The sequence below is a fragment of the Amycolatopsis sp. genome (genome assembly GCF_035546795.1).
Lineage (GTDB): Bacteria > Actinomycetota > Actinomycetes > Mycobacteriales > Pseudonocardiaceae > Amycolatopsis_E.
On sequence record NZ_DASZWC010000051.1, the window covers coordinates 76,454 to 100,767 of the forward strand.

General features: G+C 69.1%; 26 protein-coding genes. 10 read left to right on the forward strand and 16 right to left on the reverse strand.

Annotated elements, in window-relative coordinates; genetic code table 11:
* Positions 1-11: 11 nt before the first annotated feature.
* The 3 genes from VHD82_RS26805 to VHD82_RS26815 are packed head-to-tail and all read right to left on the reverse strand — an operon-like array spanning position 12 to position 2,793.
* Positions 12-1,187, reverse strand: coding sequence for a thiolase family protein (locus tag VHD82_RS26805; RefSeq protein ID WP_325709725.1), 1,176 nt, complete (start codon positions 1,185-1,187; stop codon positions 12-14).
* The gene (locus VHD82_RS26810) at positions 1,184-1,909 is read right to left on the reverse strand and encodes a CoA-transferase subunit beta (RefSeq protein WP_325710003.1); all 726 of its coding nucleotides are present in this window, start codon (positions 1,907-1,909) and stop codon (positions 1,184-1,186) included. The genes VHD82_RS26805 and VHD82_RS26810 overlap by 4 nt, the downstream gene beginning before the upstream one ends.
* Before the next feature lie 35 nt (positions 1,910-1,944).
* The gene (locus VHD82_RS26815; protein WP_325709727.1) at positions 1,945-2,793 is read right to left on the reverse strand and encodes a CoA transferase subunit A; all 849 of its coding nucleotides are present in this window, start codon (positions 2,791-2,793) and stop codon (positions 1,945-1,947) included.
* A gap of 588 nt (positions 2,794-3,381) precedes the next feature.
* Here VHD82_RS26815 and VHD82_RS26820 point away from each other — a divergent pair.
* Positions 3,382-4,074, forward strand: coding sequence for an HAD family hydrolase (locus VHD82_RS26820; RefSeq protein WP_325709730.1), 693 nt, complete (start codon positions 3,382-3,384; stop codon positions 4,072-4,074).
* Positions 4,075-4,141: 67 nt separating this feature from the next.
* Here the strand turns inward: VHD82_RS26820 and VHD82_RS26825 are convergent, their stop codons facing one another.
* Both VHD82_RS26825 and VHD82_RS26830 read right to left on the reverse strand, forming a co-directional pair.
* Positions 4,142-4,450: a HesB/IscA family protein gene (locus tag VHD82_RS26825; RefSeq protein WP_325709733.1), complete on the reverse strand. Its 309-nt coding sequence runs from the start codon at positions 4,448-4,450 to the stop codon at positions 4,142-4,144.
* Between the two features lie 130 nt (positions 4,451-4,580).
* Positions 4,581-5,006 carry a hypothetical protein gene (locus VHD82_RS26830; RefSeq protein ID WP_325709736.1) on the reverse strand — a complete coding sequence of 142 codons (426 nt, stop codon included), beginning with the start codon at positions 5,004-5,006 and terminating at the stop codon, positions 4,581-4,583.
* A gap of 98 nt (positions 5,007-5,104) precedes the next feature.
* Between VHD82_RS26830 and VHD82_RS26835 the strand changes: the two genes are divergently transcribed.
* Together VHD82_RS26835 and shbA are read left to right on the forward strand one after the other, a co-directional pair.
* Positions 5,105-5,554, forward strand: coding sequence for a GtrA family protein (locus tag VHD82_RS26835; RefSeq protein WP_325709739.1), 450 nt, complete (start codon positions 5,105-5,107; stop codon positions 5,552-5,554).
* A gap of 289 nt (positions 5,555-5,843) precedes the next feature.
* Complete coding sequence (shbA, locus tag VHD82_RS26840) at positions 5,844-6,521, forward strand: RNA polymerase sigma factor ShbA (protein WP_325709742.1); 678 nt, start codon at positions 5,844-5,846, stop codon at positions 6,519-6,521.
* Between the two features lie 55 nt (positions 6,522-6,576).
* Here the strand turns inward: shbA and VHD82_RS26845 are convergent, their stop codons facing one another.
* Genes VHD82_RS26845 through VHD82_RS26855 form a run of 3 tightly spaced genes read right to left on the reverse strand, consistent with a single transcriptional unit; the run spans position 6,577 to position 7,893 of the window.
* Positions 6,577-6,894: a WhiB family transcriptional regulator gene (locus tag VHD82_RS26845; protein WP_325709745.1), complete on the reverse strand. Its 318-nt coding sequence runs from the start codon at positions 6,892-6,894 to the stop codon at positions 6,577-6,579.
* 56 nt (positions 6,895-6,950) lie between these two features.
* Positions 6,951-7,436, reverse strand: coding sequence for a GNAT family N-acetyltransferase (locus VHD82_RS26850; protein WP_325709748.1), 486 nt, complete (start codon positions 7,434-7,436; stop codon positions 6,951-6,953).
* Between the two features lie 7 nt (positions 7,437-7,443).
* Complete coding sequence (locus VHD82_RS26855; RefSeq protein WP_325709751.1) at positions 7,444-7,893, reverse strand: MaoC family dehydratase; 450 nt, start codon at positions 7,891-7,893, stop codon at positions 7,444-7,446.
* 106 nt (positions 7,894-7,999) lie between these two features.
* Between VHD82_RS26855 and VHD82_RS26860 the strand changes: the two genes are divergently transcribed.
* Positions 8,000-9,175, forward strand: coding sequence for a saccharopine dehydrogenase family protein (locus VHD82_RS26860; RefSeq protein WP_325709755.1), 1,176 nt, complete (start codon positions 8,000-8,002; stop codon positions 9,173-9,175).
* Here the strand turns inward: VHD82_RS26860 and VHD82_RS26865 are convergent, their stop codons facing one another.
* Entirely contained in the window at positions 9,176-9,676 is a 501-nt protein-coding gene (locus VHD82_RS26865; RefSeq protein WP_325709758.1) for a metallophosphoesterase, read from the reverse strand.
* An 89-nt stretch (positions 9,677-9,765) separates the two neighbouring features.
* Here VHD82_RS26865 and VHD82_RS26870 point away from each other — a divergent pair, with 89 nt between their 5' ends.
* Complete coding sequence (locus VHD82_RS26870; protein WP_325709761.1) at positions 9,766-11,553, forward strand: VanW family protein; 1,788 nt, start codon at positions 9,766-9,768, stop codon at positions 11,551-11,553.
* Here the strand turns inward: VHD82_RS26870 and VHD82_RS26875 are convergent.
* Entirely contained in the window at positions 11,540-12,256 is a 717-nt protein-coding gene (locus VHD82_RS26875; RefSeq protein ID WP_325709764.1) for a helix-turn-helix domain-containing protein, read from the reverse strand. The genes VHD82_RS26870 and VHD82_RS26875 overlap by 14 nt on opposite strands.
* A gap of 133 nt (positions 12,257-12,389) precedes the next feature.
* Here VHD82_RS26875 and VHD82_RS26880 point away from each other — a divergent pair, with 133 nt between their 5' ends.
* Positions 12,390-12,575, forward strand: coding sequence for a DUF5302 domain-containing protein (locus VHD82_RS26880; protein ID WP_325709766.1), 186 nt, complete (start codon positions 12,390-12,392; stop codon positions 12,573-12,575).
* A gap of 109 nt (positions 12,576-12,684) precedes the next feature.
* Here VHD82_RS26880 and VHD82_RS26885 read toward each other — a convergent pair whose 3' ends face one another.
* On the reverse strand, positions 12,685-13,635 hold the full coding sequence (locus VHD82_RS26885; RefSeq protein ID WP_325709768.1) for an MBL fold metallo-hydrolase: 951 nt from the start codon (positions 13,633-13,635) through the stop codon (positions 12,685-12,687).
* An 83-nt stretch (positions 13,636-13,718) separates the two neighbouring features.
* On the opposite strand from VHD82_RS26885, the gene VHD82_RS26890 reads away from it, so the two are divergent.
* Positions 13,719-14,669, forward strand: a complete 951-nt coding sequence (locus VHD82_RS26890; protein ID WP_325709771.1) for a LysR family transcriptional regulator — start codon at positions 13,719-13,721, stop codon at positions 14,667-14,669.
* Between the two features lie 280 nt (positions 14,670-14,949).
* Here VHD82_RS26890 and VHD82_RS26895 read toward each other — a convergent pair whose 3' ends face one another.
* The 5 genes from VHD82_RS26895 to VHD82_RS26915 form a co-directional block, all read right to left on the reverse strand.
* The gene (locus VHD82_RS26895; RefSeq protein ID WP_325709774.1) at positions 14,950-15,828 is read right to left on the reverse strand and encodes a serine hydrolase; all 879 of its coding nucleotides are present in this window, start codon (positions 15,826-15,828) and stop codon (positions 14,950-14,952) included.
* Entirely contained in the window at positions 15,825-16,898 is a 1,074-nt protein-coding gene (locus VHD82_RS26900) for a Glu/Leu/Phe/Val family dehydrogenase (protein ID WP_325709777.1), read from the reverse strand. Before VHD82_RS26900 ends, VHD82_RS26895 begins: the two co-directional genes overlap by 4 nt.
* Before the next feature lie 116 nt (positions 16,899-17,014).
* Positions 17,015-17,749, reverse strand: coding sequence for a tryptophan 2,3-dioxygenase (locus tag VHD82_RS26905; RefSeq protein ID WP_325709780.1), 735 nt, complete (start codon positions 17,747-17,749; stop codon positions 17,015-17,017).
* A gap of 76 nt (positions 17,750-17,825) precedes the next feature.
* Positions 17,826-18,809, reverse strand: a complete 984-nt coding sequence (locus tag VHD82_RS26910; protein ID WP_325709783.1) for a zinc-binding alcohol dehydrogenase family protein — start codon at positions 18,807-18,809, stop codon at positions 17,826-17,828.
* Positions 18,809-20,167 (reverse strand): TrpB-like pyridoxal phosphate-dependent enzyme, encoded by a 1,359-nt coding sequence (locus tag VHD82_RS26915; protein ID WP_325709785.1) that lies wholly within the window; start codon positions 20,165-20,167, stop codon positions 18,809-18,811. The genes VHD82_RS26910 and VHD82_RS26915 overlap by 1 nt, the downstream gene beginning before the upstream one ends.
* A gap of 48 nt (positions 20,168-20,215) precedes the next feature.
* On the opposite strand from VHD82_RS26915, the gene mtnA reads away from it, so the two are divergent.
* The 3 genes from mtnA to VHD82_RS26930 all read left to right on the forward strand — a co-directional run bounded on the left by mtnA (position 20,216) and on the right by VHD82_RS26930 (position 24,179).
* On the forward strand, positions 20,216-21,190 hold the full coding sequence (mtnA, locus tag VHD82_RS26920; RefSeq protein WP_325709788.1) for an S-methyl-5-thioribose-1-phosphate isomerase: 975 nt from the start codon (positions 20,216-20,218) through the stop codon (positions 21,188-21,190).
* A 159-nt stretch (positions 21,191-21,349) separates the two neighbouring features.
* Positions 21,350-23,284 carry a S53 family peptidase gene (locus VHD82_RS26925; RefSeq protein WP_325709790.1) on the forward strand — a complete coding sequence of 645 codons (1,935 nt, stop codon included), beginning with the start codon at positions 21,350-21,352 and terminating at the stop codon, positions 23,282-23,284.
* Positions 23,285-23,393: 109 nt separating this feature from the next.
* A complete protein-coding gene (locus VHD82_RS26930; protein ID WP_325709793.1) occupies positions 23,394-24,179 on the forward strand; it encodes a 2-keto-4-pentenoate hydratase in 786 nt (261 codons plus the stop codon).
* Positions 24,180-24,314 lie beyond the last annotated feature (135 nt).

A 24,314-nucleotide genomic window follows, 5' to 3' on the forward strand; every position in this document is an offset into this window, starting at 1 on the left:
GCACGCCCTTTCTATGCTTCCAGAACCACGGCCAGGCCCTGGCCGACGCCGATGCAGATGGCGGCCAGCCCCCAGCCACCGCCGCGGCGGCGCAGCTCGTGCGCCAGCGTGCCGAGGATGCGGCCGCCGGAAGCGCCCAGCGGGTGCCCGATCGCGATCGCGCCGCCGTGGATGTTCACGATCGAGGTGTCCAGTTTCGGCCAGTCGGCGAAGCAGGCCAGCGACTGCGCGGCGAACGCCTCGTTCAGCTCGACCGCGGCCAGGTCGTCCCAGCCGATCCCGGCGCGCTCCAGCGCGATTTCCGCTGCCTGGACCGGGCCGATGCCGAACACGTCCGGGTCGACGCCCGCCGCGCCGCGTCCGGCGATGCGCGCCAGCGGCGTCTTGCCGAGCCGGTCCGCCGCCGCCTGGTCGCCCAGCAGGACGGCCGACGCGCCGTCGTTGAGCGGCGACGCGTTGCCCGCGGTGACCGTGCCTTCCTTACGGAACGCGGGCTTCAGCTTGGCGAGTTTGTCCAAAGTGGAGTCACCGCGGATGCCTTCGTCGCGGGTCAGCTCCGTACCGGGCACCGGGATCACGTGCGAGTCGTAGAAGCCCTCGTGCCACGCCTTCGCCGCGTTCTGGTGACTGCGCAGGGCGAACTCGTCCTGCGCCTCGCGGGTGATGCCGTAGCGCTCGGCCAGCCGCTCGGTGCTCTCGCCCAGCGAAATCGTCCACTGCCCGGGCATTTCCGGGTTGACCATGCGCCAGCCCAGCGTGCTCGAATGCAGGGTCTGATTGCCTGCGGCGAACGGCTTTTCGGCCTTCTGCAGGATCAGCGGCGCGCGGCTCATCGACTCCACCCCACCGGCGACCACCAGCGACGCGTCTCCGGTGGCGATGGCGCGGCTGGCCTGCATCGCCGCGTCGAGGCCGGAACCACACAGCCGGTTGACGGTGGTGCCGGGCACCGACGTGGGCCAGCCCGCCAGCAACGCGCCCATCCTGGCCACGTTGCGGTTGTCCTCACCGGCCTGGTTCGCGTCGCCGAAGATCACTTCGTCCACAGTGGATGGATCGAGATCGTTGCGGTTGCGCAGTTCCCGCAGTACGTGTGCGGCCAGGTCGTCCGGGCGGACCTTCGCCAGCGCCCCGCCATAACGGCCGAAGGGCGTGCGGATCGCGTCGAGTACGAATGCTTCCGTCACTTGGCTGCCTTCAATTCACGCAGGGTCTGGAGTTCGGCTTCGGTGGGTGCGGGCGTGGTGCCCAGCTCGGGGGAAACCTTGAGGTCCCAGCCCGTGGCCTCGCGCACCTGCTCGACCGTGATGCCCTCGTGGACCTCGGTCAGCTCCAGCTCACCGGTCTCGTCCGGGCGGAACACGCCGAGGTCGGTGATCACCAGCGTCGGCCCGGCGCCACGCAGGCCCAGCTTCTCACGCTCGCCGTTGCCGGTGCCGTGGCCGAAGGAGGTGATGAAATCGACCTTGTCCACGAAACTGCGCTTGCTCTGGCGGACCACGACGTAGACCTCGTGGCAGGACGCGGCGATCTCCGGGGCACCGCCGGCGCCGGGCAGGCGCACCTTCGGGTTGGCGTAGTCGTCGCCGATGACCGTCGTGTTGATGTTGCCGAACTTGTCGAGCTGAGCGGCGCCGAGGAAGCCGACGTCGATCCGGCCGGGCTGCAACCAGTAGTTGAAGACCTCGGGCACGCTGATCACCGCGTCCGCGGTCTCGGCGAGAATGCCGTCGCCGATCGACGCGGGCAGCCGGCCCGGCTTCGAGCCGAGCGTGCCGGATTCGTAGATCAGCACCAGATCCGGCGCGTGCGTGCGGCGCGCGAGGTTCGCCGCCGTGGAGGGCAGGCCGATCCCGACGAAGCATTTCTGCCCGCCGTCGAGCGCCCTTGCCGCGGCGATCGACATCATCTCGTCGGACGTGTAAGTCCGCTCCGCGGTCGCAGTCACTTCGCTCCCTCCTTGGTCGCGCCCGCTCCGTGCGCTGCCCCGGTCCCGAACACCTTCTCGTTCAGCCACTCTTGGAACGAGTCCCGCTTCCGGCCAATGGAATCCCAATACTCGTAGTATTCGTTGTCCCTGTCGTAGTACCCCTGGGCGTACGAGGGATGCGCGCCGTGCGGCGCTTCCGCCACCGCGGTGACCACCCACGACGGCAGAATCACCTGACCTGGCACGGGTTCCAGCTCGTCGACGATCTCCTCGACCGTGACCAGACTGCGCTTGGCGGCGAGCACCGCTTCCTTCTGGACGCCGACCAGCCCCCAGATCTGCACGTTCCCGGCGCGATCGGCGCGCTGCGCGTGGATGATCGAAACGTCCGGGTTGAGCGCAGGCACCGCGGCGAGCTGCTCCCCGGTGAACGGGCAGGTGATCTGCTTGATCGTCTCGGTGTGCTTCGGCAGGTCCGTGCCGGTGTACCCGCGCAACACCGCGAACGGCAGCCCGGAGGCCCCGGCGACGTAGCGGTTGGCCATGCCGGCGTGGCTGTGTTCCTCGATCTCCAGCGGGACCGGCCAGTCGTTCTGCACGGCGTCGCGGAACCGGTGCAGCGAGCCGACTCCCGGGTTGCCACCCCAGGAAAAGATCAGCTTGCGCGCGCAGCCGGCGCCGATGAGCTGGTCGTACACGATGTCCGGGGTCATCCGGACCAGCGTGAGGTCCTTGCGCCCCTGGCGGATGATCTCCTGCCCCGCCGCGTGCGGGATCAGGTGGGTGAAGCCCTCGAGGGCCACAGTGTCGCCGTCCCGCACCAGCCGTGCGACGGCGTCGTGGAGTGACAGTATCTCAGCCATTGAGTCGTCCTGTTCGCATTACGCACACAAGTTCTCCATAAGAACTTACTTGGCGGCGCGGGAGGTGGCAAGACGGCGAAGGTGAGCTCACAACGCGGGCCGGAGAGCGGACGGCGAGGCAGAGAGCGAGCGGCAAGGCGAAGTGCGGCCGCCAACGCACACCGCCCCCGCCCGGTGGGTGGCCATCCCGTCGCCTGCCCATGCCCTCATCACTTCGCCCCGGGTCCGCAACCTGCGCCGGAACCGGCGGCCGAGAACACAAAGCTTGCGGGTCCGGGGTGAAGTGATATCGCTTTCGCAGGCGACGGGATGGCCGCACGCCGGGCTCCTCCCAGCCGCCCTCGGCCCGGCGGCCGAGTTACGGACCAAGGTCATCGTGGAGTCTGCCCCTCCGGCGAGGAGTTCTCTTGATCTTTGAACTCGCGCCGCTCCCGGCGAGCTGCGACAGCAACGGCCGCGCGCAGACCGCGCTCTGGAGCCCGGGGCGGTGGTGCCGTCGCGTTGCTCGGCGACGGTTGGCTGGGTGGCGCCGCCGCGCGGGCAAAAACCGGCTGCATCCCAGACTGGTACGCCAGTACTGTTCCGGGCGTGCGGCATACCGACCAGATTCTGATCTTCGACGCGGACGACACGCTGTGGGAGAACAACGTCGTCTTCGAGCAGGTGGTGCAGGACTTCCTCGGCTGGCTCGACCATCCGACGATGAACCGCACCGAACTGCGCGAAATCCTGGACGACATCGAGCGGGCGAACTCCGCGGCGCACGGGTACGGCAGCAAGGTCTTCCTGCGCAGCCTGCACGACTGCCTGGAGAAGCTACGCGAGCGCCCGGCCACCGTTGCCGAACGACAGCAGATCCTCGAACTGGCCAAGGCACTGATCGACTACGAGGTCGAGTTGATCCCCGGCGTCACCGAGACGCTGGCCGAACTTGGCGCGCGGCATCGGCTTCTGTTGCTCACCAAGGGCGACCCGGAGGAACAGCAGCGCAAGATCGACGCATCCGGGCTCGATCACCATTTTCGCAGTGTGCACATCGTCGCGGAGAAGCACGCGGGCACATACCTGCGGCTGGCCGAGGAGCAGGCGCTGCACCCCGAGCGTGCCTGGATGATCGGCAACTCACCCAAGTCCGACATCAACCCGGCACGTCGCGCGGGGATGAACGCGGTATTCATCCCCAACGCGAACACCTGGGCGTTGGAACATGACGAAGTGGACCCGGCCGACGAGCGCGTGTTGACGCTGGCCCGGTTTCCGGAATTGCTGGACCACTTCTGAAGAAACCACACGGCCGGCCCACCCCGAGACGACGAGGAGGGCCGGCCGCGTTCGGCTTGTGGCGACGTCAGGCAGTCGGCTGGTCCGGCTGGGGCATCACGGCGAAGTTGAGCTGCCCCTGCTCGTCCTGCTGCACGTCGAGCACCTTGTCCTCGAGGAACTGGGCGGCCTCCGGCTGCAGGAAAACCTTGGCGCCCCCATCGGAGCCAAGGACCTGGTCACCCGCCTCCGGCTGCTCGGCGACGGACAGCGCGAGCTGCGCGCCCTGCTCCTGCTGGGCCTGGACCGCGAAGCGCAGCCCACCCGATTCCTGCTTGCCCTCCTGGGCGGTCAGCGCACTGATCGCCTCCGCTGCGGCATCTGTCAAAGCGAGCATCAGGTTCATCCCTTCGGTTAAGTGCGCTCGTACCCCGACCGTAGGGGCCCTCGCTTGATCACGCCGGGTGACGGCTGTCCAGCCCCCGAAAAACGCTGGTTTCAGCAGGTCAGGGGTACCGTGACCAAAGTCACGTACGTTTCGGCGGGCTGGTTCGAACCGGACCGCCGGCCTCGTCCGCGTACTGCTCCTCGGGCGACGGCCGCGGCTCGCCTGCCGTGTCCTGCGGCACCACCGGTTCGACGTCGGCCGGGGCGTCTTCGATCGACTCGTCGAGTTCGTCGGCCGGGGTGACCGCGATCGGGCGGTCGGGAACCTCGTCCGGCTGGACGTCGGGCCGTTCCTGATCGAGCCGGGCGTCCAGCGGTTCGCCTTCGCGCTCCTCCCGCGGGGTGGTACCGAAGCCGTCCGAGTAGGCGTAGTGCTCCGGCGGTTCGACGCCCTTCTCGAGCGGATCCACCCGGAGCCGGTCCTCGTCCAGGTCCTCACTGCTGTTCAGGGCCGCGGGGTCGGTTTCCACGGCGTCGGGCTGGGGATGACCGTGTGCCTCACTCATGCGTTTCGCCTACCCGTGCCGCCACCGGGGCAAACCGGAGATCAAGGTCACTCGGTTGTATCCAGCAAGAAGTTGCTGTCGGCATGTAAATTTTACGTATGACCACCGCGCAGTGGATCCGGCGAGAAGCCGAGCACAGGCCACCGCCTGCGCCCCGGCTGCCGATCGCGCATCCGGTCATCTGGTACGTCGTGGCCGGCGCGGTCACGACCGGCCTGCAGGAACTCGTTTTCCTCGGCGCGCGGCCGGTGCTCGGTTCGGTCGCGGCGAACATCGTCGCGATCGCGCTGACGACTCTCGCCAACACCGAATTCCAACGCAGGGTCACCTTCGCGGGAATGCAGGCTTCGCCGCTCAAGCTTCACCTGCAGTCAGCAGGCACCTTCGCGTTTTACGCCTTTTACGGCTCGATCGTGCTCGTTTCGCTACAGGCGATCGTCGGGACGCCCTCGGCCACGCTCGAAGGCGTGGTACTCGCGATCACGAGCACCATCGGCGGAATTCTACGATTTGTGCTCCTACGCTGGTGGGTCTTCACCACCCGATAGCAGGACACCTGCAACACTTGTTTTCGACGTGTCACTTGTGCGCGGAAACCGCTCGAAACTGCTCGTGGTAACCGCTCCGAACACGTGTGTGAGCAGGTCACTGCTGCAAACGGGGTATCTCTAGTTGAAATCTTTACTGCTGCGTGCTCACCGCATACGATTACGCTCAGTCGCATCGGAAGCGGGTCGGCAGGGACCTTCAGGGAGTGTCCGCTCACCGAGAGTGACAGAACGTGGGGCCCCGACGGCGACCGGTCGTAGGGTCGCCGTTGTCGTTGGGGAGCCGACTATGAGAACACGAGTCCCGCCGAGTGCTTCTGTGCGCGCCGCGCCACCGGAGCCGGGATTCACCACTCCGCAATCGTTTCCGCGAGGCCCTTCCTCGCGGCTGACGAAGGAAGAACTCGACCCTGTGGTCAAGGAGGCGGCAACCGGGGAGCCTGCCGCCGTGGCCAGGCTGATTGCCATGATCACCCCGGTCGCCGTGCGATATTGCCGCGCCCGCTTGGGCGGCCGGGATCTCTCGTACCTCTCTGCTGACGACGTCGCGCAGGAGGTTTGCCTGGCGGTTCTGCACGCGTTGCCGAACTACCAGGACCGCGGCGGTTCGTTCCTGTACCTGGTGCACGCGATCGCGTCCAACAAGGTCGCCGACGCCTACCGCCTGGTCTCGCGCGACCGCTCGGACCCGGTGGCGGAGCTGCCGGAACGGCCGCTGGCCGACAACGGGCCGGAAAAGTTCGTGCTCGACGGGGACCTCGGCCACCGGCTGTCGAAACTGATCAGCACGCTGCCGCCGTTGCAGCAGGAGATCCTGACCCTGCGGCTGATCGTCGGCCTGTCGGCCAACGAAACCGCCGAGGCGCTGGACATCTCCGCCGGCAACGTCCGGGTCACCCAGCACCGGGCGTTGTCCAAGCTGCGCAACATGATCACCCGTGACGGGGACCTCGTCCCCGAAGCCTGACGGGACGGAATCCGGCCCGCACGAAGGATTTCGTGCGGGCCGGATCTTCAGCGCGTCAGTGCGCTGCCGTGACGGCCTCTTCCTTGTCCAGCAAGTGCTTGCGCCGGGAAATCGCCGCACGTCGCTCCGTCTCGTCGAGGCCACCCCAGACCCCGAACGGCTCCTCCGCGGTGAGCGCGTGATGGCGGCACTCCACGATCACCGGGCACGACATGCAGACCCGCTTGGCCCTGGCCACCCTGTCGGCTCGCGCGAAGCCGCGTTCTCCGTCAGGATGGAAGAAGACCGCGCTGTCGAGGTTCCGGCAGTTTCCATTGCGCTGCCATTCCCAGGTCTCCGCGACAGGGGTGGGCAACCGGGATGTGTCCGCCATCTTCTGACTCCTCCGCGACGTGCGTTCGCGGACGGGCTACCCATGTTCCATTCCCGCTACACCTGGCCGGAGAGCAACTTTTCGAAGCAGTGGTCGACGTAGGGGCCTTCGGTGTAATGGTCGGTTTCGCGGTAACCGTGCTTGGCGTAGAGCGCGCGGGCTTCGACCAGGTCAGTACGGGTGTCCAAACGCATCACCGCGGCGCCGAGCGCGCGGGCCTCGTTTTCCGCCGCCCGCAGGAGTTCCTCGCCACAGCCCTGGCCGCGGAAAGCGGGTTTGACGAACAGCCGGGTGAGTTCGGTGGTGCGGTCGTCGACCACCTTCACCCCGACGCAGCCGGCCGCCTTGCCGTCCACGATCGCGAGCAGGAACAAGCCGGTGGGCGGGTTCAGGTGGCCGCTCGGTTCGTCGGCGAGCGCCTGGTCGATCTCCGCGTCCGTGGCCTGGCGGCCGAAATAACGGCTGGCGATGTCGTCGATGTACTCGCGCAGGATCGCGGCGGCGTCGGGATGGCCGACCGGGATCGGCGTGATGGTCACCATGTCGCCATCAGTGTGGGCGCCGCAACAGGAAGTTGAGCGCGATGGCCTGGAAGACGAGCTCGTCGTCCTGGTTGAACACCTCGATCCGGCTGTGCACGAGGCCGCGGTCGGGCTTGGACTTCGAGGGCCGCGCCTGCAGCACGGTGACCCGCAACCGCAGCTCGTCGCCGGGGCGGACCGGCTTGATCCAGCGCAGCTCGTCGATGCCCGGGCTGCCGAGGCTGGCCACCTTCGACAGGTAGTTGTCCGCCAGCAGCCGCATCATCATGGCCGTGGTGTGCCAGCCGCTGGCGATCAAGCCGCCGAAGGGGCCCTCGGCGGCCGCGACCGGATCGGTGTGGAAGGTCTGCGGGTCGTACTTGGTGGCGAACTCGAGTATCTCCGCCTCGGTCACCTTGATGGTGCCGAACTCCTGCGTGGAGCCCGGCACGTAGTCCTCGAAATAGCGGTCAGCCATACCCGAAGCCTGCCATGCGGCGACGTTGCCGGATGAGCGCGCTCGTTCCGCGCGGGATCGGCTCGGGATCTACTGATGAGTAGATACTCCCGGTATGGTGGCCGGCATGGCAGAGCAGCGCGGCTACGACCTGGTTCTGTTCGGCGCGACGGGCTTCACCGGCGGCCTGACGGCCGCGTACCTCGCCCGGCACGCACCCGGATCGTGCCGGTGGGCGCTCGCCGGGCGTGACCCGGCGAAGCTGGAGGCGGTGCGCGTGCGGCTGGCGGCCATCGAGCCGCGTTGCGCCGAGCTCGACCTGTTGCAAGCCGACGCCACGAAGCCGGACACGCTGCGCGAAGTGGCCCAGTCCGCGCGGGTCGTCATCACCACTGTCGGGCCGTACGTGCACTACGGCGAACCGCTCGTCGCCGCGTGCGCCGAAGCGGGCACGGACTACCTGGACCTGTGCGGTGAGCCGGAGTTCTTCGACCGGATGTACGTCCGCTACAACGCGAAGGCCCAGCAGAGCGGTGCCCGGATCATCCACGCCGCCGGGTTCGACTCGATCCCGTACGACCTCGGCGTTTTCTACACGCTCAAGCAGCTGCCCGCCGATGCGCGAGTGCGGGTCAGCGGGCACCTCCGGCTCGGCGGCACCTTCTCCGGCGGCACATATGCCTCCGCGTTGACGGCCGCGTCGCGACTGCTCCCGATGGCCCGGGCAGCGCGTGAGCGGGCGAAGGCCGAGCCGCGGCCTGCCGGCCGCCGGGTGCGCGCGATCGTCGGGAAACCGCACCGTGAAGCCAAAACCGGATACTGGCAGGTGCCGCTGACCACGATCGACCCGCAGATCGTGGCCCGCTCGGCCGCGCTGCTGGACGATTACGGGCCGGACTTCGCCTACAGCCACTACGCCTCGGTCAAGCGACTGCCCACCGTCGTCGGCGCCGCGTTCGGGCTGGCCGCCGTCGTGCTGCTGGCGCAGCTGCCACCGGCCCGCCGTGCCCTGTCGAACCTGCGCAAACCGGGTCAAGGTCCGAGCAAGGAAGAGCGGGAACGCGCCTGGTTCAAGGTCCGCTTCGTCGGCGAAGGCGGCGGAAAGCGCGTGGTCACCGAGGTCGCGGGCGGCGACCCGGGTTACGGCGAGACGGCGAAAATGCTCGGGGAATCCGGGCTGTGCCTGGCCTTCGACGAGCTCAAACCGATCGCCGGGCAGGTGACCACGGCCGCCGCGATGGGCGACGCGCTGCTCGCCCGGCTCGTCGACGCCGGGATGATGTTCCGGGTCGCGCCCGCCTGATCAGCGCGGCGGCAGGCCGTGCAACCGCACCTCGGTCAGCTCGCCCCGGGTGATCTCCGCCGTCAGGTACGTGCATTCCGGCTGGCGTCGGCGATCGGTCGGCGAACCGGGGTTGAGCAGGCGCAAACCGTTGTCCGCCACCGTGTCCCACGGAATGTGGCTGTGCCCGAACACGAGCACGTCGGTCTCCGGGAACTGCTCCGCGCAGCGTTTCTCCCGGCCCTTGGCGCCACCGGTCTCGTGCACCACGGCCAGCCGCAGCCCGTCCAGCTCCACGCGCGCGACCTCGGGCAGGCGGGCGCGCAGCTCCGAACCGTCGTTGTTGCCGTACACGCCGATCAGCCGCTTCGCGCGCGCTTCCAGCTCGTTCAGCAGCGCCGGTTCGACCCAGTCCCCCGCGTGCACGACAACGTCGGCCGCTTCGGCCTGCTGCCAGACCTCGGCGGGCAGCACGCGGGCACGCTTGGGCACGTGGGTGTCGGCGAGGATCAGTAGCCGCATGCCCACAGGTCTACCCGAAGACAGCCGCGCTGTGCCGCGCACGTAACCTTCATCCCTGTTGTCCGTTTCCCGGACCTGGAGGATGAGCCGTGCCCCACGAGCCTGGGTGGCCCACGACCGATCCCGAGCAGACCGAGGTCCTCGAACCCGTCACCGAGGTCCTGCCGAAGGTCGAGCCCGACCCGGCGCCGAAGCGCCCGAACCGCGCGCTGCGCCGCGCGGGCATCATCGCGGGCTGGGTGCTGGGTGTGTTCGTCGCGCTCTACGCGGTGGACCTGTTGGTCAGCCAGGGGAACGTGCCGCGCGGGGTGACCGTGGCCGGCGTGGACGTCGGCGGGCTCAAGCGCGCCGCCGCCGAGGACAGGCTGCGCGACGAGCTCGGGCCGAGGCTGGCGCAGCCGGTGCCGGTGACGGCCGGGGACGTGCAGACCGTCATCGACCCGGCGCGGGCGGGGCTGAGCCTGGACTGGGCGTCCACTTTGGACCAGGCGGGCGCGCAGCCGCTGAACCCGTTCACCCGGGTCTCGTCGCTGTTCACCAGCCGCGAGGTCGGCGTGGTCACCCAGGGCGACCGCGCCCAGCTGACCAACACACTGCAGAACCTGCGCGCCTCCGTGGACCGTGAGCCCGCCGAGGGCGGGATCCGCTTCGAGGGTGCGAAACCCGTTGCGGTGGAACCGAAACAGGGTCAGCGGCTGGATGTGGACAACGCGGCGATCGCAATGCTGGGCAACTGGGCGTCCGGCAGGCCGGTGACGCTGCCGGTCGCCACGACCCCGGTGACGATCACGACCGAGGCCGTGCAGACGGCGTTGCACGAGTTCGCCGAGCCCGCGGTGTCCGGGCCCGTGTTGATCCACGGTGAGGGCGCGGAGGCGAAGGTCGAACCGGCCGCGATCGCCGCCGCGCTGCGGTTCGAGCCCGTCAACGGCGTTCTGGTGCCCAAAGTGGACAATGCCAAGATCGTGGAAACCGTGGGCCCGCAACTGAAATCCAGTGAGAAACAGGGCAAGGACGCGCAGATCGTGTTCTCCGGCGGCAAACCCACCGTCGAGCCCTCGGTGGACGGCAGGGGCGTGGACTGGGACCCGACCCTGCTGCCGCTGCCGGACCTGCTCAAACAGACCGGAAAGCGCGAGCTGACCGCCAAGTACACCAACGCGCCCGCGAAGGTCACCACCGAGCAGGCCAACCAGCTCGGCATCAACGAGGTGATCGGCGAGTTCACCACCGGCGGGTTCGCGGCCGACTCCGGGGTCAACATCCGCACGGTGGCCGCGAAGGTCAACGGGGCGATCGTGAAACCGGGGGAAACGTTCAGCCTCAACACTTTCACCGGTCCGCGCGGCAAGGCGCAGGGGTACGTGGAAGCAGGCGTGATCGAGAACGGGGCGCCGGCGCGCGAGGTCGGCGGCGGCATCTCCCAGTTCGCCACGACGCTGTACAACGCGTCCTACTTCGGCGGGATGAAGGACGCCGGGCACCGGGAGCACAGCTACTACATCAGCCGCTACCCGGCGGCGCGCGAGGCGACGGTGTTCCAGAACCCGGACGGTTCCAGCGTGATCGACCTGAAGTTCACCAACGACTCACCGAGCGGCGTGGCCATCCAGACGATCTGGACCCCGTCCTCGCTCACCGTGAAGCTGTGGGGCACCAAGCGCTATACCGTGGAGTCGGTGCCGGGGCCGCGGGTCGACCCCGTCGATCCGGACACGAAGCCCGGTCCGGCGGAGAACTGCCACGCCTCGAACGGGGCGCCGGGCTTCACCACCAGCGACACCCGGATCCTGCGCGACGCGGCCACCGGGCGGGAAGTGAAACGGGAGACCCGCACGGTGCACTACAACCCGCAGCCGAAGATCACGTGCCCTTGATGGCGGCCAGCCTCGCGGCCACGCCGTCGAGGCCGCGCTCCATCGCGTAGTCGAACTGCTCGTTGAAGTAGTTTTCCCAGCGGTCCGGGTCCGTGCCCAGTGCGTGCACCGACTCGCTCATCGCGGCGAGGCCGGGCAGCTCGGGATCGTCGCGATGCTCGCCCCAGGTGACGCTGTTGCGGGCCAGCATGTCCGACCGGCAGCGCTGGTCGTCCTCGACCGAGACGAACAGGCAGACGAGATTGGCGAGGAAGCGGTAGATCGCGGGGGCCTCGTCGCCGAAGCCGGCGGCCTGCAACGCCCGTACCCCGCGGTCGACCGTCGTGGCGGCGGCGTGCACCGTCGGCCCGTTGACCGACAATCTCCTTGCCACGCCGGGGTATTTGGAGAGCACGACCCGCTGCTCGGTGAACAACATGCGGAACCAGTCCCGCCATGGCAGCTCCGCCGGCGGCAGCGGGTACATCCCGATCACCCGGTCCACCACGGCGTTGACCACCGCGTCGCGATCGCCGACGTGGTGATAGATCACCGCCGGGTAGGCCTCCACTGCCGCGGCCAGCTGGCGCAGCGTCCAGTTGGACAGACCGTGCTGCGCCGTCAGCTCCAGTGCCGCGGCGATGATGCGGTCGGGGGTGACGGCCGGCAGCCCCGCCGCGTCCCGCGAACGCGGGCGGCCGGGCAGAGCAGCAGAGTTCGCCATGGCGGTAACAGTAGCCTTTCCCTGTCCAGTTACTGGCAGCCTGCCAGTTTCTCCTCGGTGTGGCGAAATCGACTCGCCAAGCCGCCGTCGTCGTGCCAGGCTGAACGGGTTGCGCTCACCATGGAGGTTTGGCATGCCTGACACCCCGCCCCCGTCCGGCGATGCCGAGGACGATCTCAAAGCCAAGTTCCGGGCGGCACTGGAACGTAAGCAGGCACACAACCGCGCGGGCAACCCGCACGAGGAAGGCGGCGGCAAGAACCAGCACGCGCACGGGCCCGCCGCCAACAAGCGCACCTTCCGCCGCAAGTCCGGTTAGGACACTCTTCGTTCCGCCAACGCGGGACGAATGGCTTTCCAGCACCGCATTCGCGGCGAACGGCCGCGCGAACCCGATGTGGCACCTGGGTTCGCGCCGCCCTTCCCGGCTAGGGAGTCAGCGTGTTCAAGTGATCCAGCACGACGAACCGGCTCGACGGGCTCGCCTGCGCGACGGCTGTCCGCAATGCGCCCAATCCGCCCCAGTCGCGCGCGGGTTCGGAGAGTGGGTAGTCGAAGTCGTCCCAGTGCGGCGGCAGGACGTAGCGGGGCTGCCCGGTCACGCGCAGCAGACGGCTGACGTAGTCGTGGATCTTGCCGCCGCCGGCGGGCACCATCACCACGTCGGGCCGGAGCCCGGCCAGCTCTGACTCCACGTAGTTGGAGCCGCCGAAGTCCAGGACGCTCACGCCACCACCGCTGACCTGGTAGGCGAGCGTGCCACCCTCGACGAGATCGCGGATCACCGTCGGCTTGGGCAGTTTCGCCTCGCCCAAGCCGGGCCGGGTGCCGGGGAACGGGACCGTAGCGCGAGTGCCGGATTCGGAATGCAGGGACCGCAGCACGCGGATCGTGTAGTCGCCGAAGTCCAGGTACTCGCCGCCCGCGGCCAGCCCGAACTGGTCCTCCGGGGCGCCGAGTGCGCTCAGCAGGTTGAGGTGGGTCTCGGTGCCCAGCACGGTCGCGCCGGTTTTCTTCGCGAGGTAGGGAATGTCGGTCAAATGGTCGTAGTGGCCGTGGGTGACGAGAATGTGGTCGGCGCGTAGTTCGCCGCTGTCGACGTAGTGGTCGATGAGCGCGGTGTCGACCGAAAGCGGGGTCGCCGGATCCGCGCCCGCCGGGGTGTAGGTGCCGGTCTTGAAGCGGGTGAGCCACGGGTCGATCAGCACGGTCCTACCGCCGGGCAGGCGGATTTCCCAGCCGTTGTTGCCCCACCAGCGCAGCGTCACGGCACCCGTGCTCGCCGGCGTGGCGGCGGCAAGGGCAGTGGCGGGCACGGCCGCGCCGGCCAATGCCGCCGCGCCGACACCGAGGAATCCTCGTCGTCTCAACTGAGTCATGGCCGCAAGACAACACAGAACTGGTACGCCTGTCCAAGACCAGCGGCCTGTCCCGGCGATATGCGAACCGATATCGTTGCAGCGTGGACCCACTGCGTCAGCTGCGCTACTTCGTCGTCGTGGCGGAAGAACTTCACTTCGGGCGGGCTGCGGGGCGGCTCGATATCGCACAACCGCCGTTGAGCCAGCGCATCCGGAAACTCGAATCCGACCTCGGCGCGCGGTTGTTCGACCGCGACAGCAGGCACGTGGAGCTGACCGAAGCCGGGCAGATCCTGCTGACCGAGGCGCGGGACCTGCTGGCACGGTGGGACCGGATGCGGGATCTGGTCGGCCGGACCCACCGTGGCGAGGTGGACGCGCTGCGCGTCGGCGTGCCACCGGAGCTGGCCGGGCGGGTGCTGGCGGCGCTGCACAGTTCGTTCGGGCGGACGGATGTGCGGCTGGAACCGCGGGAACTGACCACGACTGAGCAGGTTCGTTTGCTGGCGGACGGTGAACTGGACGCGGGGCTGCTGCCACATCCGGTGGACGCGACCGGCCTGGAGTTCGGCCCAGCTGCCGAGATCCCGCTGGGCGTCGTGCTGCCACGCGATTCACCGTTGGCCGCGCAGGCGCAGGTGACTTTGGCGGAGCTTGCCGGCCTGGGCTTGGTGATCTTCCCGCGCGACAGCGCCCCGGGCCGGTACGACGCGGTGCTGCGCGCCTGCTGGGAACACGGTTTCCGCCCCACGGCGGTGCACCACGCACGCAACCCGGAGTTCGCGCTGGGCATGGTGCTGTCCGGACACGGCGTCGCTTTCGACGACGGAACGGTGGCACAGAAGGAATCCCGCGTGGTGTGGCGCCCGTTGCCCTCCGGGATGCTCAGCAGCCGGATGTCACTGGCCTGGCCCGCGGCGATGCCCCACCCGGCGGTGGCAGAGCTGGCGGGTCTGGTGGTGAAAGTGGTGCGGGGCATGGAAAGCGGCCGCCTCGCCCCCGAGAACAACGACGGGGCAAGGCCATGGAATGTCGTCTTTGGACGGACGTGACCGGTCCGCCAAAGCAGGGGCCGACACACCACGCCGCCACCGAACCGATCCCCAGCGCCCTCAGCGGCCGACGTGCCGTGTCAAGGCATCTTTCCCACCTTGACACGGTGCGGCGACCCTTGAACACTGCGCGATCGGGGCGGGGTCACAAGCGCGCTCTGCGCGGCCGTTGCCCTCGCAGCGCAAGGGAAAAGATTCTCCTCGCCGGAGGGACAGGCTCAAGGATGGCCAGGGGAATGCGGTCACGCGCCACAGAGTGGGTAGTCGAGCGCAAAGCGGGCTATCGCCCGCAGTTTTCCTTGTGTTCCAAGTGTTCCACTGCCCACCGTGCGGCTTCGCCGATGGCGTGGTCTGTGTCTGGCAAGCGTTGCGTGAGGGTGTCGGCGCGGGTGAAAACGCCTACCGCATAACGGGTTCCGTCCGGGTATTCGGTCACGCCGATTTCGTTCCGGATGTTCAGCAGGCTTCCCGTCTTGCCCCACACCGTCACCTCCGGCGGGAAGGCAGCCGTCAACCGGTGCCAGTTCAGCTGCCGGCCCATCAAGCCCCGCAGCCACCGGCATACCTCGGGCGGCCCGGCGAGTTCCTGGCCGATCAGCAGCAACAACCGGGTCATGTCACGGGGAGTGCTTCTCGTGGTGTGGGCGGGGTCGAGGGCGCGCAGGGCGAATACCTGCTCCTCACTCAGCTCCGCGTAGCGCTCGGCGAACTCCGTCGCGTCGCGGGCGCCGACATCGTCCGCCATCGTCTGCACGATGTCGCGCGGTGAGCCGATGATCCGCGTCTGCGCCAGGCCCAGCTCGCGCACCAGCGAGCGGACGTTGTCCCGGCCCACGCGATCGAACAGCAGGTCCGCGGCTGTGTTGTCGCTCAACGACAAGGCGAACAGCGCGGCGTCCCGCAGGCTCAGCTCGACGTCGTCGAAACAGCCCGCCGTTCCACTGCCGCCGAGCCTGTCGGCCGCGGTCACGCGCAGGCGATCGGCCGGGTCCAGTTGCCCGGCCGCCGCCTGCCTGCCGAATTCCAGTACCAGCGGCACCTTCACGGTCGAAGCCAGCACCACGGACTCGTCCGCGCCCAGGCCTGTTTCACCGGTACAGCCGAAACAGCGGGCGTGCACCCAGCCGTGCACGCCCGCCGCCGCGAAGATTTCTTTCACGGCACCAGGATGGACCGTAGCCTCCCGACCTCCGACATCCGCCGCTCGGCGAGCCTGTCGGCGGCCGTGGCCGGAGGTACGCCTTCGGCGTCGCCCAGGTCGAAAACGGCCTTCGTGGTGTCGAAGATGGCCGATGCCTTGCGCTTGGCCCTGGTGAAGTCGAATCCGTGCAGCTCGTCGCTGACCTGGATCACCCCGCCCGAGTTCACCAGGTAGTCCGGCGCGTACAGCACGCCGCGATCGGCCAGCTGCTTCTCGATGCCGGGGTGCGCGAGCTGGTTGTTCGCCGCGCCGCAAACGATTTCGGCAGCCAGCACCGGCACCGTCTCGTCGTTCAGCGCGCCGCCGAGCGCGCACGGGGCGAAGATGTCCAGCGGGGTCCGGACCAGCGTTTCCGCGTCGGCGGCGATCTCGACCCCGGGGTGCGCCGCCTTGACGCGATCGATCGCCGCCGCGGAGACATCGGTGACCACCACCTGCGCGCCGGCCTCGACGAGGTGCCCGGCCAGGATGAACCCGACCTTGCCGACTCCGGAGACGCCGACCCGCCGTCCGGCCAGATCCGTGCTGCCCCACCGGTGCGCGGCCGCGGCGCGCATGCCCTGGAAGACGCCGAACGCGGTGAGCACCGAGGAGTCACCCGCGCCCCCGTCGTCCGGGGAACGCCCGGTGACGAACCTGGTCTCCCGCGCCACCACATCCATATCGGCGACGTAGGTGCCGACGTCACAGGCGGTGATGTAGCGGCCACCGAGCGACTGGACGAAGCGGCCGTAGGCGCGAAGAAGCGCCTCGCTCTTGTCCTTGGCGGGATCGCCGATGATGACGGCCTTGCCACCGCCGAGGTCCAGCCCGGCGAGCGCGTTCTTGTAAGCCATGCCCTTGGACAGCGCCAGCACGTCGGCCAGCGCGTCTTCCTCGCGGGCGTACGGGTAGAACCGGGTTCCGCCGAGCGCGGGGCCCAGCGCCGTGGAATAGATCGCGATGATCGCCTTCAGGCCGGTCACCGGATCCTGGCAGTAGACGACCTGCTCATGGCCGGTTTCCCGGCCGAATACACCTTCGGTCAAGGTGATGACTCCTCGTCTGCGGTGCGGGCAGGTCGCTTGTGGCGCCCGCCCGTGGATTGAGTTGTCGGCGGGCCGCGGGAAGGTCATCCCCACGCCCCACCGGTACTTTCCCACATCTACAGGTTCGCCCGCACCGCCCAGAGTTCGGGGAACACCGGCCGGAAGAGAGTCTCGCGCAGATAGCCCGCGCCGGAGGAACCGCCGGTGCCGGACTTGTCGCCGATCGTGCGCTCCACCATCTTGACGTGCCGATAGCGCCATTCCTGGATGCCTTCGTCGAGGTCCACCAGGTGTTCGGCGATCACCGCGGGCCCGGCGTCGTCGGCGTACATCCGCAGCAACAGCGCACGCCGGTCACCCTCGACGTCGTATCCTTGGCCGGCGAGGTAGCCCAGGAACGAGTCGAACAGCGACGGGCCGGACATGGCTGCCTCGATCCGCGCTCTGGCCTGCGGGTCGGCCGGGTAGTACTCGAAGGACCGCCGCCCGAGCACCGCCTCCAACTCCCGGAACTGCGCCGACTGGAACCCGCTGGCGGCGTCGAGCCTGGTCCGGAAGCTGGTGAACTGGCTGGGCGTCATCGTCTCCAGCACATCGATCTGCGCGACGACCACCTTGAGCACGGTGAGGATCCGGCGCAGCGTGCGGATCGCGTGCGCGGTGTCGCCGTCGGCCAGGCGTTCCTGCAGGTAACGCAGCTCGTGGAGGAGCTGTTTGAACCACAGCTCGTAGACCTGGTGGATGACGATGAACAGCATCTCGTCGTGCTCGGCCGATCGGGGCCGCTGCGCGCCGAGTACCTCGTCCAGCGCGAGATACGACGTGTAAGTGAGAGACGGGTCTGTGTTCATGCGGGACACCCGCACCCGATCGGTCCGCCACGCACTCGTTCCTTCGTCACGCCTGCCGCGTGCGGTGCCTCGATACTCATGGCACCAATACTGCTGCGCCCGTGACCCGACCGGCGGCAAGATCGGCCAACGCGGTGTCGGCGTCTTTCAGCGCGTACCGCTGGGTGGTGATGCGGAGCCGGTGCCGTGCGGCGAAATCGAGGAAGCCGCGGCCGTCGTCCCGCGTGTTCGAGGCGACGCTGCGCAGCTGCCGTTCCTGGAACAGGTGCCGCTGGTAGTCGAGCACCGGCACATCGGAGAGGTGGATGCCTGCCACCGCAAGGGTTCCGCCTCGGTCGAGCGCCGCCAGCGCGGGCGGCACCAGTTCACCGGCCGGGGCGAACAGGATCGCCGAATCCAGCGTGCCCGCCGCGGCCTCCGTCCCCGCCGAGGCGGCGCCGAGCGCCATCGCCAGCTGCCGGGCCTTGGCGCTACGGGTGAACACGTGGACCTCGGCCCCTTCGGCGATCGCGACCTGAGCCGCGAGGTGCGCGCTGGCGCCGAAGCCGTAGATGCCCAGCCGCCCGCCGTCCGGCAGCTCCGCGCGGCGCAGCGCCCGGTACCCGATGATCCCCGCGCACAGCAGTGGCGCCAGCTCGGCATCCGAATAGCCTTCAGGCAGCCGGTAGGCGTAATCCGCCGGAACCACGGCATATTCGGCGTAACCACCGTCGGCGTCCCACCCGGTGTACGTCGACTCCGGGCACAGGTTTTCGGCGCCACGACGGCAGAACCGGCAGACCCCGCAGGTGTGCCGCAGCCACGCGATGCCGATGTGGTCCCCCGCCGCGAACTCCCCGGCGGCCTCGACGACTTCGCCGACCACCTCATGCCCCGGCACGACCCACGGCCGGTGCACCGGCAGATCGCCCGCGGCCACGTGCAAATCCGTCCGGCAGACCCCGCACGCGTGCACCTTCACCAGCAGCTCGCCCTCGCCCGGTTCGGGCACCGGCTCCTCCGCCGAGCGGAGCAGCGCCCCGATCGCGGGCCCGGGGCGGGGCACGCGCCAGGCACGCATCAGGTGGCCGGGACGCTCGCGAGCGCCTCCGCCAGCGCGGACTCCGACAGGTCGTTGTCCACCATCTGCCCCGACAGGTGTGCCGCGTACGCGGGCAGGTCGAGGTGTGCGTGCCCGCAGAGCGCGGTCAATATCACCTTCTCCTCCCCGGTTTCCTTGCAGCGCAACGCTTCCCGGACGCAGACGGCGAGCGCGTGGGTGGGCTCCGGCGCCGGGATGATGCCCTCGCTGCGGGCGAAGCGCACGCCCGCGGCGAAGCATTCCTGCTGCGGGATCGCGACCGCGCTGATCAGCCCCAGCTCGTAGATGTGGGACAGCAGCGGCGACATTCCGTGGTAGCGCAGGCCGCCGGCGTGGATCGGGTCCGGGATGAAGTCGTGCCCGAGCGTGTGCATCTTCAGCAGCGGGGTGAGCCCAGCGGTGTCGCCGAAGTCGTAGGTGTAACGGCCGCGGGTCAGCGACGGGCACGCCGCGGGCTCCACCGCGACGATGTCCGGGTTCATCCGGCCGGCGAGTTTCTCGCGGAGGAACGGGAAGGCCAGCCCGCCGAAGTTCGACCCGCCGCCGGTGCAGCCGATCAGCAGGTCGGGCTTGTCCTGGGCCAGTTCGAACTGCCTGAGCGCTTCCTCGCCGATCACCGTCTGGTGCAGCAGCACGTGGTTGAGCACGCTGCCCAGCGCGTACCGGGCGTTCGGGTCGGCCGCGGCCTGCTCCACCGCCTCGCTGATGGCGATGCCGAGGCTGCCGGTGGAGTCCGGGTGCTCGGCCAGCACGGCGCGGCCCGCCGCGGTCAGCTCCGACGGGCTCGGGTGCACCTTCGCGCCGAAGGTCTCCATCATGATCTTGCGATAGGGCTTCTGGTCGTAGGAGGCGCGGACCTGCCACACCTCGCACTCCAGGCCGAAGGTGGCGCTCGCGAACGCGAGCGCGCTGCCCCACTGGCCGGCGCCGGTCTCCGTGGTCAGCCGCCGTACGCCCTCGGCCGCGTTGTAGAACGCCTGGGGCACGGCGGTGTTCGGCTTGTGCGAACCGACCGGGCTGACACCTTCGTACTTGTAGTAGATCCGTGCCGGGGTGCCTAGCGCCTTCTCGAGCCGCCGCGCGCGATACAGCGGCGACGGTCGCCAGAGGCGGTAGACGTCGAGCACCTCTTCCGGGATATCGACATAGCGATCCGCCGTCACCTCCTGGGCGATAAGCGCCTCGGGGAACAGCGGGGCGAGGTCGGCCGGGCCGACCGGCTCGCCGGTGCCGGGGTGCAGCGGCGGGGGCGGCGGCTCGGGCAGGTCCGCGACCACGTTGTACCAGCGCGTCGGGAGGTCCGCTTCGTCCAGCAGATACTTCGTACGACCGGTCATCGCCTCAAGCTAGGCGCCGAGGACGCCGTCGTCGAGTTCAATGGGGGTATGCAGCGAACCATCGACTGGGCCGAGGGCGCCGTCGTGATCATCGACCAGACCGCGCTGCCCCGGGAGTTCCGGCTGCTGCGGCTGGAAACCGTGGACGAGCTGATCTCCGCGATCCAACGGCTCGCCGTGCGCGGAGCGCCGGCCCTTGGCGCGGCCGGCGCACTGGGCGTGGCCCTGTCGGCCTTGCGGCACAAGGGCAAGACCGGCAACGTGCTGGCCGACGCGGAGCGTCTCGCGCACGCGCGGCCGACGGCGGTCAACCTGAGCTGGGGCGTGCGGCGGGCGCTGGCGAAGCTGCCCGAAGGGCCGGAAGGCGTGCTGGCGGAAGCGAAAGCCATGCTCGACGAGGATGAGCGGGTGAACCGGCAGGCGTCCGGCCGCGCGGCCGAACTGATCCTCGAACGCTGTGAGCGCAGGCCGCTGCGGCTGCTGACGCACTGCAACGCCGGCAGGCTCGCGACCGTCGGCTGGGGCACCGCGCTCGGCGTGGTCTGGCATCTGCACGATGCCGGGCACGTGGAGTACGTGTTCGCCGACGAGACCCGGCCGCTGCTGCAGGGCGCCCGGCTCACGGCGTGGGAGCTGGCCGAGGCGGGCGTGCCGTACCGGGTGCTGCCGGATTCCGCCGCGGCTTCGGCGGTCGCACGCGGACTGGTGGACTGTGTCGTGGTCGGCGCCGACCGGATCGCCGCGAACGGCGATGTGGCCAACAAGGTCGGCACCTACGGGCTGGCGCTCGCCGCCGCGCGGCACGGCGTCCCGTTCGTCGTCGTGGCGCCACAGTCCACTGTGGACCCGGAGCTGCCGGCGGGTGGCGGGATCGTCATCGAGGAGCGCGCCGACGACGAAGTGACCACAGTGGCGGGCACCCGGATCGCCCCCGAGGGCGCGCCGGCGTTCAACCCGGCGTTCGACGTGACCCCGGCGGACCTGATCTTCGCCGTGGTGACCGAGAACGGCGTATTCCCATAGGCCCGCTTTGTCCGATTACCTACTAAGTATGGGAATCCGACTTTTGCGCCCGCGCCCAAGGGAATTCCCCGACTTTCGTCATCTTTTTCTTCCCCTGGCCGAATAACCGGCCTAATCTCTGGCCAGTTCCGCCCTACTTTTGCAGAGGGGAAGCCTCCAGTGCGAAGAGCTCTGACCCTGTTCGTTTCGCTCGCCCTCGCGGGTGGCGTTGCCGCGGCGGCGCCCGCCACGGCGTCCGCGCAGGGACGAGCGGTGATCCCGCTGTCCCACCCGCGTTGGGCCGTCCCGCAGGCGAAGGTCGCCGATTCGGCCCCGTCGTCGAAGCTGAACTTCCGCGTCTACCTGACGATGCGCGACCAGACCGGGGCCGAGGCTGCCGCACAGGCCGCCAGCGACCCGTCGAGCAAGACGTACAAGCAGTATCTCACCCCCGACCAGGTGCGCGACCAGTTCGCCGCCACGGACTCGACCGTCGGCGCGGTGCGGGACTGGCTGGCCGGCAGCGGGTTCGCCATCGGCGCCGTGCCGTCGAACAAGGCGTACGTCGAAGCGACCGGTACCGCCGACCAGGTGGAGAAGGCGTTCAGCGTCGAACTCGGCAAGTACAAGGTCGAGGGCCAGACGCTGCGTGCCGCGGACAAGGAACTGTCGGTGCCCACGGCGCTCGCCAGTGACGTGCTCGGCGTCGTCGGCGTGGACCAGGCCACCAACCTGCTCAAGCCCTCGCACACCGACGGCACGCCGAACGACGTGCCGCCCTCGGACGGCTTCCGCAACGCGCGCCCGTGCAGCGCGTACTACGGCGAGAAGACCGACACCACCGACCCGGCCTACGGCGGCAAGAACCTGCCGTACGCGCCGTGCGGCTACACCCCGGCGCAGCTGCGTTCGGCTTACGGTGTCGACAAGGTCGGCGCGAGCGGTGCCGGCACCACGGTCGCGATCGTGGACGCCTTCGCTTCCCCGACGCTCTACGCCGACGCGGCGGAGTACGCGAAGAAGAACGACCCGTCGAACCCGCTGTCGAAGGGCCAGTTCTCGGAGAAGATCTTCCCGACGAACCCGGCCTTGGAGCCGCCGGACCAGTGTGACGCCGCCGGCTGGTACGGCGAGCAGACGCTCGACGTCGAAGCCGTGCACGCGATGGCGCCGAGCGCGAAGATCCTCTACGTCGGGGCGTCGGACTGCCAGGACGCTTCGCTGGACGAGTCGCTGAACTGGATCGTTTCCGGGCACACCGCCGACATCATCTCCAACTCCTACGGCGACGCGGGTGAGGACATCCCGGCGTCGGAGGTGCGGGTCTGGAACCAGATCGCGCTGCAGGCCGCGATGGAGGGCATCGGCGTGTTCTTCTCGTCCGGTGACAGCGGTGACGAGGCCGCCAACCTCGGCACCCCCTCGGCCGACTTCCCGGCTTCCGACCCGTGGGTGACCGCCGTCGGCGGCACCAGCCTCGCGGTCGGCAAGGACGGCAAGCAGATCTTCGAAACCGGTTGGGAGACCGGCAAAAGCACGCTGACCAACGGCACGTACGTGCCCGGTCCGCCCGGGGCGTTCACCTCCGGTGCCGGTGGTGGCACCAGCGTGATCTTCGACCAGCCCTTCTACCAGAAGGGCGTGGTGCCGGACGCGCTGTCCACGCAGAACCAGCACGGCAAGGCCAAGGGCCGCGTGGTGCCCGACCTGTCCGCGGTCGCCGACCCGAACACCGGGTTCCTGATCGGACAGACGCAGACGTTCCCGGACGGCGTGTACTACGACCAGTACCGCATCGGCGGGACGAGCCTCGCGTCGCCGGTGCTCGCCGGGGTCATGGCGGTTTCGGACAGCCTGGCGCACTTCCACCACGGCTTCATCAACCCGCTGGCCTACCAGGCCGCTTCGCACAGCCAGGCGATCAATGACGTCCGGCATGTGGACGGTGCGGTCGAGCGGGTGGACTACGCCAACTCGGTGGACGCCACGAGCGGGCTGATCACCTCCGCCCGGACCTTCGACTACCCGAACCTGACGATCCACACCACGGGCGGGTACGACAACGTCACCGGCCTCGGTTCGCCGAACGGCCTGGCGTTCCTGCTGTTGCCCTAGTTCGAGCCGGAGAAGGCCGGGTCCCCGTGCGCGGGGCCCGGCCTTTTTCGTGCCGGTGAGCGGAACGGCTGGCTTGCGCGGCGGCGTTCGCGCGACGAAGGTCTCGGGTATGGAATCTGCAGCGGTGCGGGAGGCGGCGGAGCGGCTGCTGCTCGCCTACGAAAAGGGCGAGCCGACCGCCCCCGTGATCGAAACCCACCCCGGCGCGACCGTCGAGGACGCCTACCGGATCCAGCAGGAGCAGGTGCGCACCTGGGTGGCGCGGGGGCAGATCGTCAAGGGCCACAAGGTGGGGCTCGCGTCGCGGGCGATGCAGGAGCAGATGGGCGTCGACCAGCCCGACTACGGGCACCTGCTGAGCGAGATGTTCCACCTGGAACACCACGTCATTCCGGCCGGTTCGTACCTGCAGCCGCGGATCGAGCCCGAGATCGCCTTCGTGCTCGGGAAGAAGCTCTCCGGCCCCGGCGTGACCGTCGCCGACGCGATCCGCGCCACCGAGTTCGTCCTGCCCGCGCTGGAGATCGTCGACTCGCGGATCACCGACTGGAAGATCTCGATCGTCGACACCATCGCCGACAACGCCTCCTCCGGCGGGGTCGTGCTGGGCAGCAAGCCGACCGCACTGTCCGATGTGGACCTCCGGCTGACCGGCTGCACATTGCAGCTGGGCGGGGAGCTCGTCGCCACCGGCGCGGGCGCCGCTGTGCTGGGTTCGCCCGTGAACGCACTGGTGTGGCTGGCGAACACCGTCGGCCCGCTCGGTATCGACCTGGAACCGGGCCACGTCATCCTGCCCGGCTCGATGACCCGTGCCTTCCCGGTGCGACCAGGCGACACCGTCGTGGCGAACATGGGTGAGCTGGGCGGGGTCACGGCGGTTTTCGGTAGCTGACCCACACACCGCCGCCCGGCAACGCAACGCGAGCCTCACCCCGCCCCCGAACCGATCCTTAGCGCCCTCAGCGGTTCCCGTTGAGCACGGCGCGGTTCCAGCGCAGGTTGCGGGCCCGGGCTGAAGTGATGAGGG

What these genes read in the sequence shown, in the direction of transcription:
- VHD82_RS26910 (WP_325709783.1), bottom strand. Translation starts at nt 18,809, where the DNA reads ATGCGTGCCTGGCGCGTGCCCCGCCCCGGGCCCGCGATCGGGGCGCTG.
- shbA (WP_325709742.1), top strand. Translation starts at nt 5,844, where the DNA reads ATGAGAACACGAGTCCCGCCGAGTGCTTCTGTGCGCGCCGCGCCACCG.
- VHD82_RS26865 (WP_325709758.1), bottom strand. Translation starts at nt 9,676, where the DNA reads ATGCGGCTACTGATCCTCGCCGACACCCACGTGCCCAAGCGTGCCCGC.
- VHD82_RS26880 (WP_325709766.1), top strand. Translation starts at nt 12,390, where the DNA reads ATGCCTGACACCCCGCCCCCGTCCGGCGATGCCGAGGACGATCTCAAA.
- VHD82_RS26905 (WP_325709780.1), bottom strand. Translation starts at nt 17,749, where the DNA reads ATGAACACAGACCCGTCTCTCACTTACACGTCGTATCTCGCGCTGGAC.
- VHD82_RS26810 (WP_325710003.1), bottom strand. Translation starts at nt 1,909, where the DNA reads ATGATGTCGATCGCCGCGGCAAGGGCGCTCGACGGCGGGCAGAAATGC.
- VHD82_RS26835 (WP_325709739.1), top strand. Translation starts at nt 5,105, where the DNA reads ATGACCACCGCGCAGTGGATCCGGCGAGAAGCCGAGCACAGGCCACCG.
- VHD82_RS26850 (WP_325709748.1), bottom strand. Translation starts at nt 7,436, where the DNA reads ATGGTGACCATCACGCCGATCCCGGTCGGCCATCCCGACGCCGCCGCG.
- VHD82_RS26825 (WP_325709733.1), bottom strand. Translation starts at nt 4,450, where the DNA reads ATGCTCGCTTTGACAGATGCCGCAGCGGAGGCGATCAGTGCGCTGACC.
- VHD82_RS26915 (WP_325709785.1), bottom strand. Translation starts at nt 20,167, where the DNA reads ATGACCGGTCGTACGAAGTATCTGCTGGACGAAGCGGACCTCCCGACG.
- VHD82_RS26855 (WP_325709751.1), bottom strand. Translation starts at nt 7,893, where the DNA reads ATGGCTGACCGCTATTTCGAGGACTACGTGCCGGGCTCCACGCAGGAG.
- mtnA (WP_325709788.1), top strand. Translation starts at nt 20,216, where the DNA reads ATGCAGCGAACCATCGACTGGGCCGAGGGCGCCGTCGTGATCATCGAC.
- VHD82_RS26845 (WP_325709745.1), bottom strand. Translation starts at nt 6,894, where the DNA reads ATGGCGGACACATCCCGGTTGCCCACCCCTGTCGCGGAGACCTGGGAA.
- VHD82_RS26885 (WP_325709768.1), bottom strand. Translation starts at nt 13,635, where the DNA reads ATGACTCAGTTGAGACGACGAGGATTCCTCGGTGTCGGCGCGGCGGCA.
- VHD82_RS26815 (WP_325709727.1), bottom strand. Translation starts at nt 2,793, where the DNA reads ATGGCTGAGATACTGTCACTCCACGACGCCGTCGCACGGCTGGTGCGG.
- VHD82_RS26860 (WP_325709755.1), top strand. Translation starts at nt 8,000, where the DNA reads ATGGCAGAGCAGCGCGGCTACGACCTGGTTCTGTTCGGCGCGACGGGC.
- VHD82_RS26930 (WP_325709793.1), top strand. Translation starts at nt 23,394, where the DNA reads ATGGAATCTGCAGCGGTGCGGGAGGCGGCGGAGCGGCTGCTGCTCGCC.
- VHD82_RS26875 (WP_325709764.1), bottom strand. Translation starts at nt 12,256, where the DNA reads ATGGCGAACTCTGCTGCTCTGCCCGGCCGCCCGCGTTCGCGGGACGCG.
- VHD82_RS26830 (WP_325709736.1), bottom strand. Translation starts at nt 5,006, where the DNA reads ATGAGTGAGGCACACGGTCATCCCCAGCCCGACGCCGTGGAAACCGAC.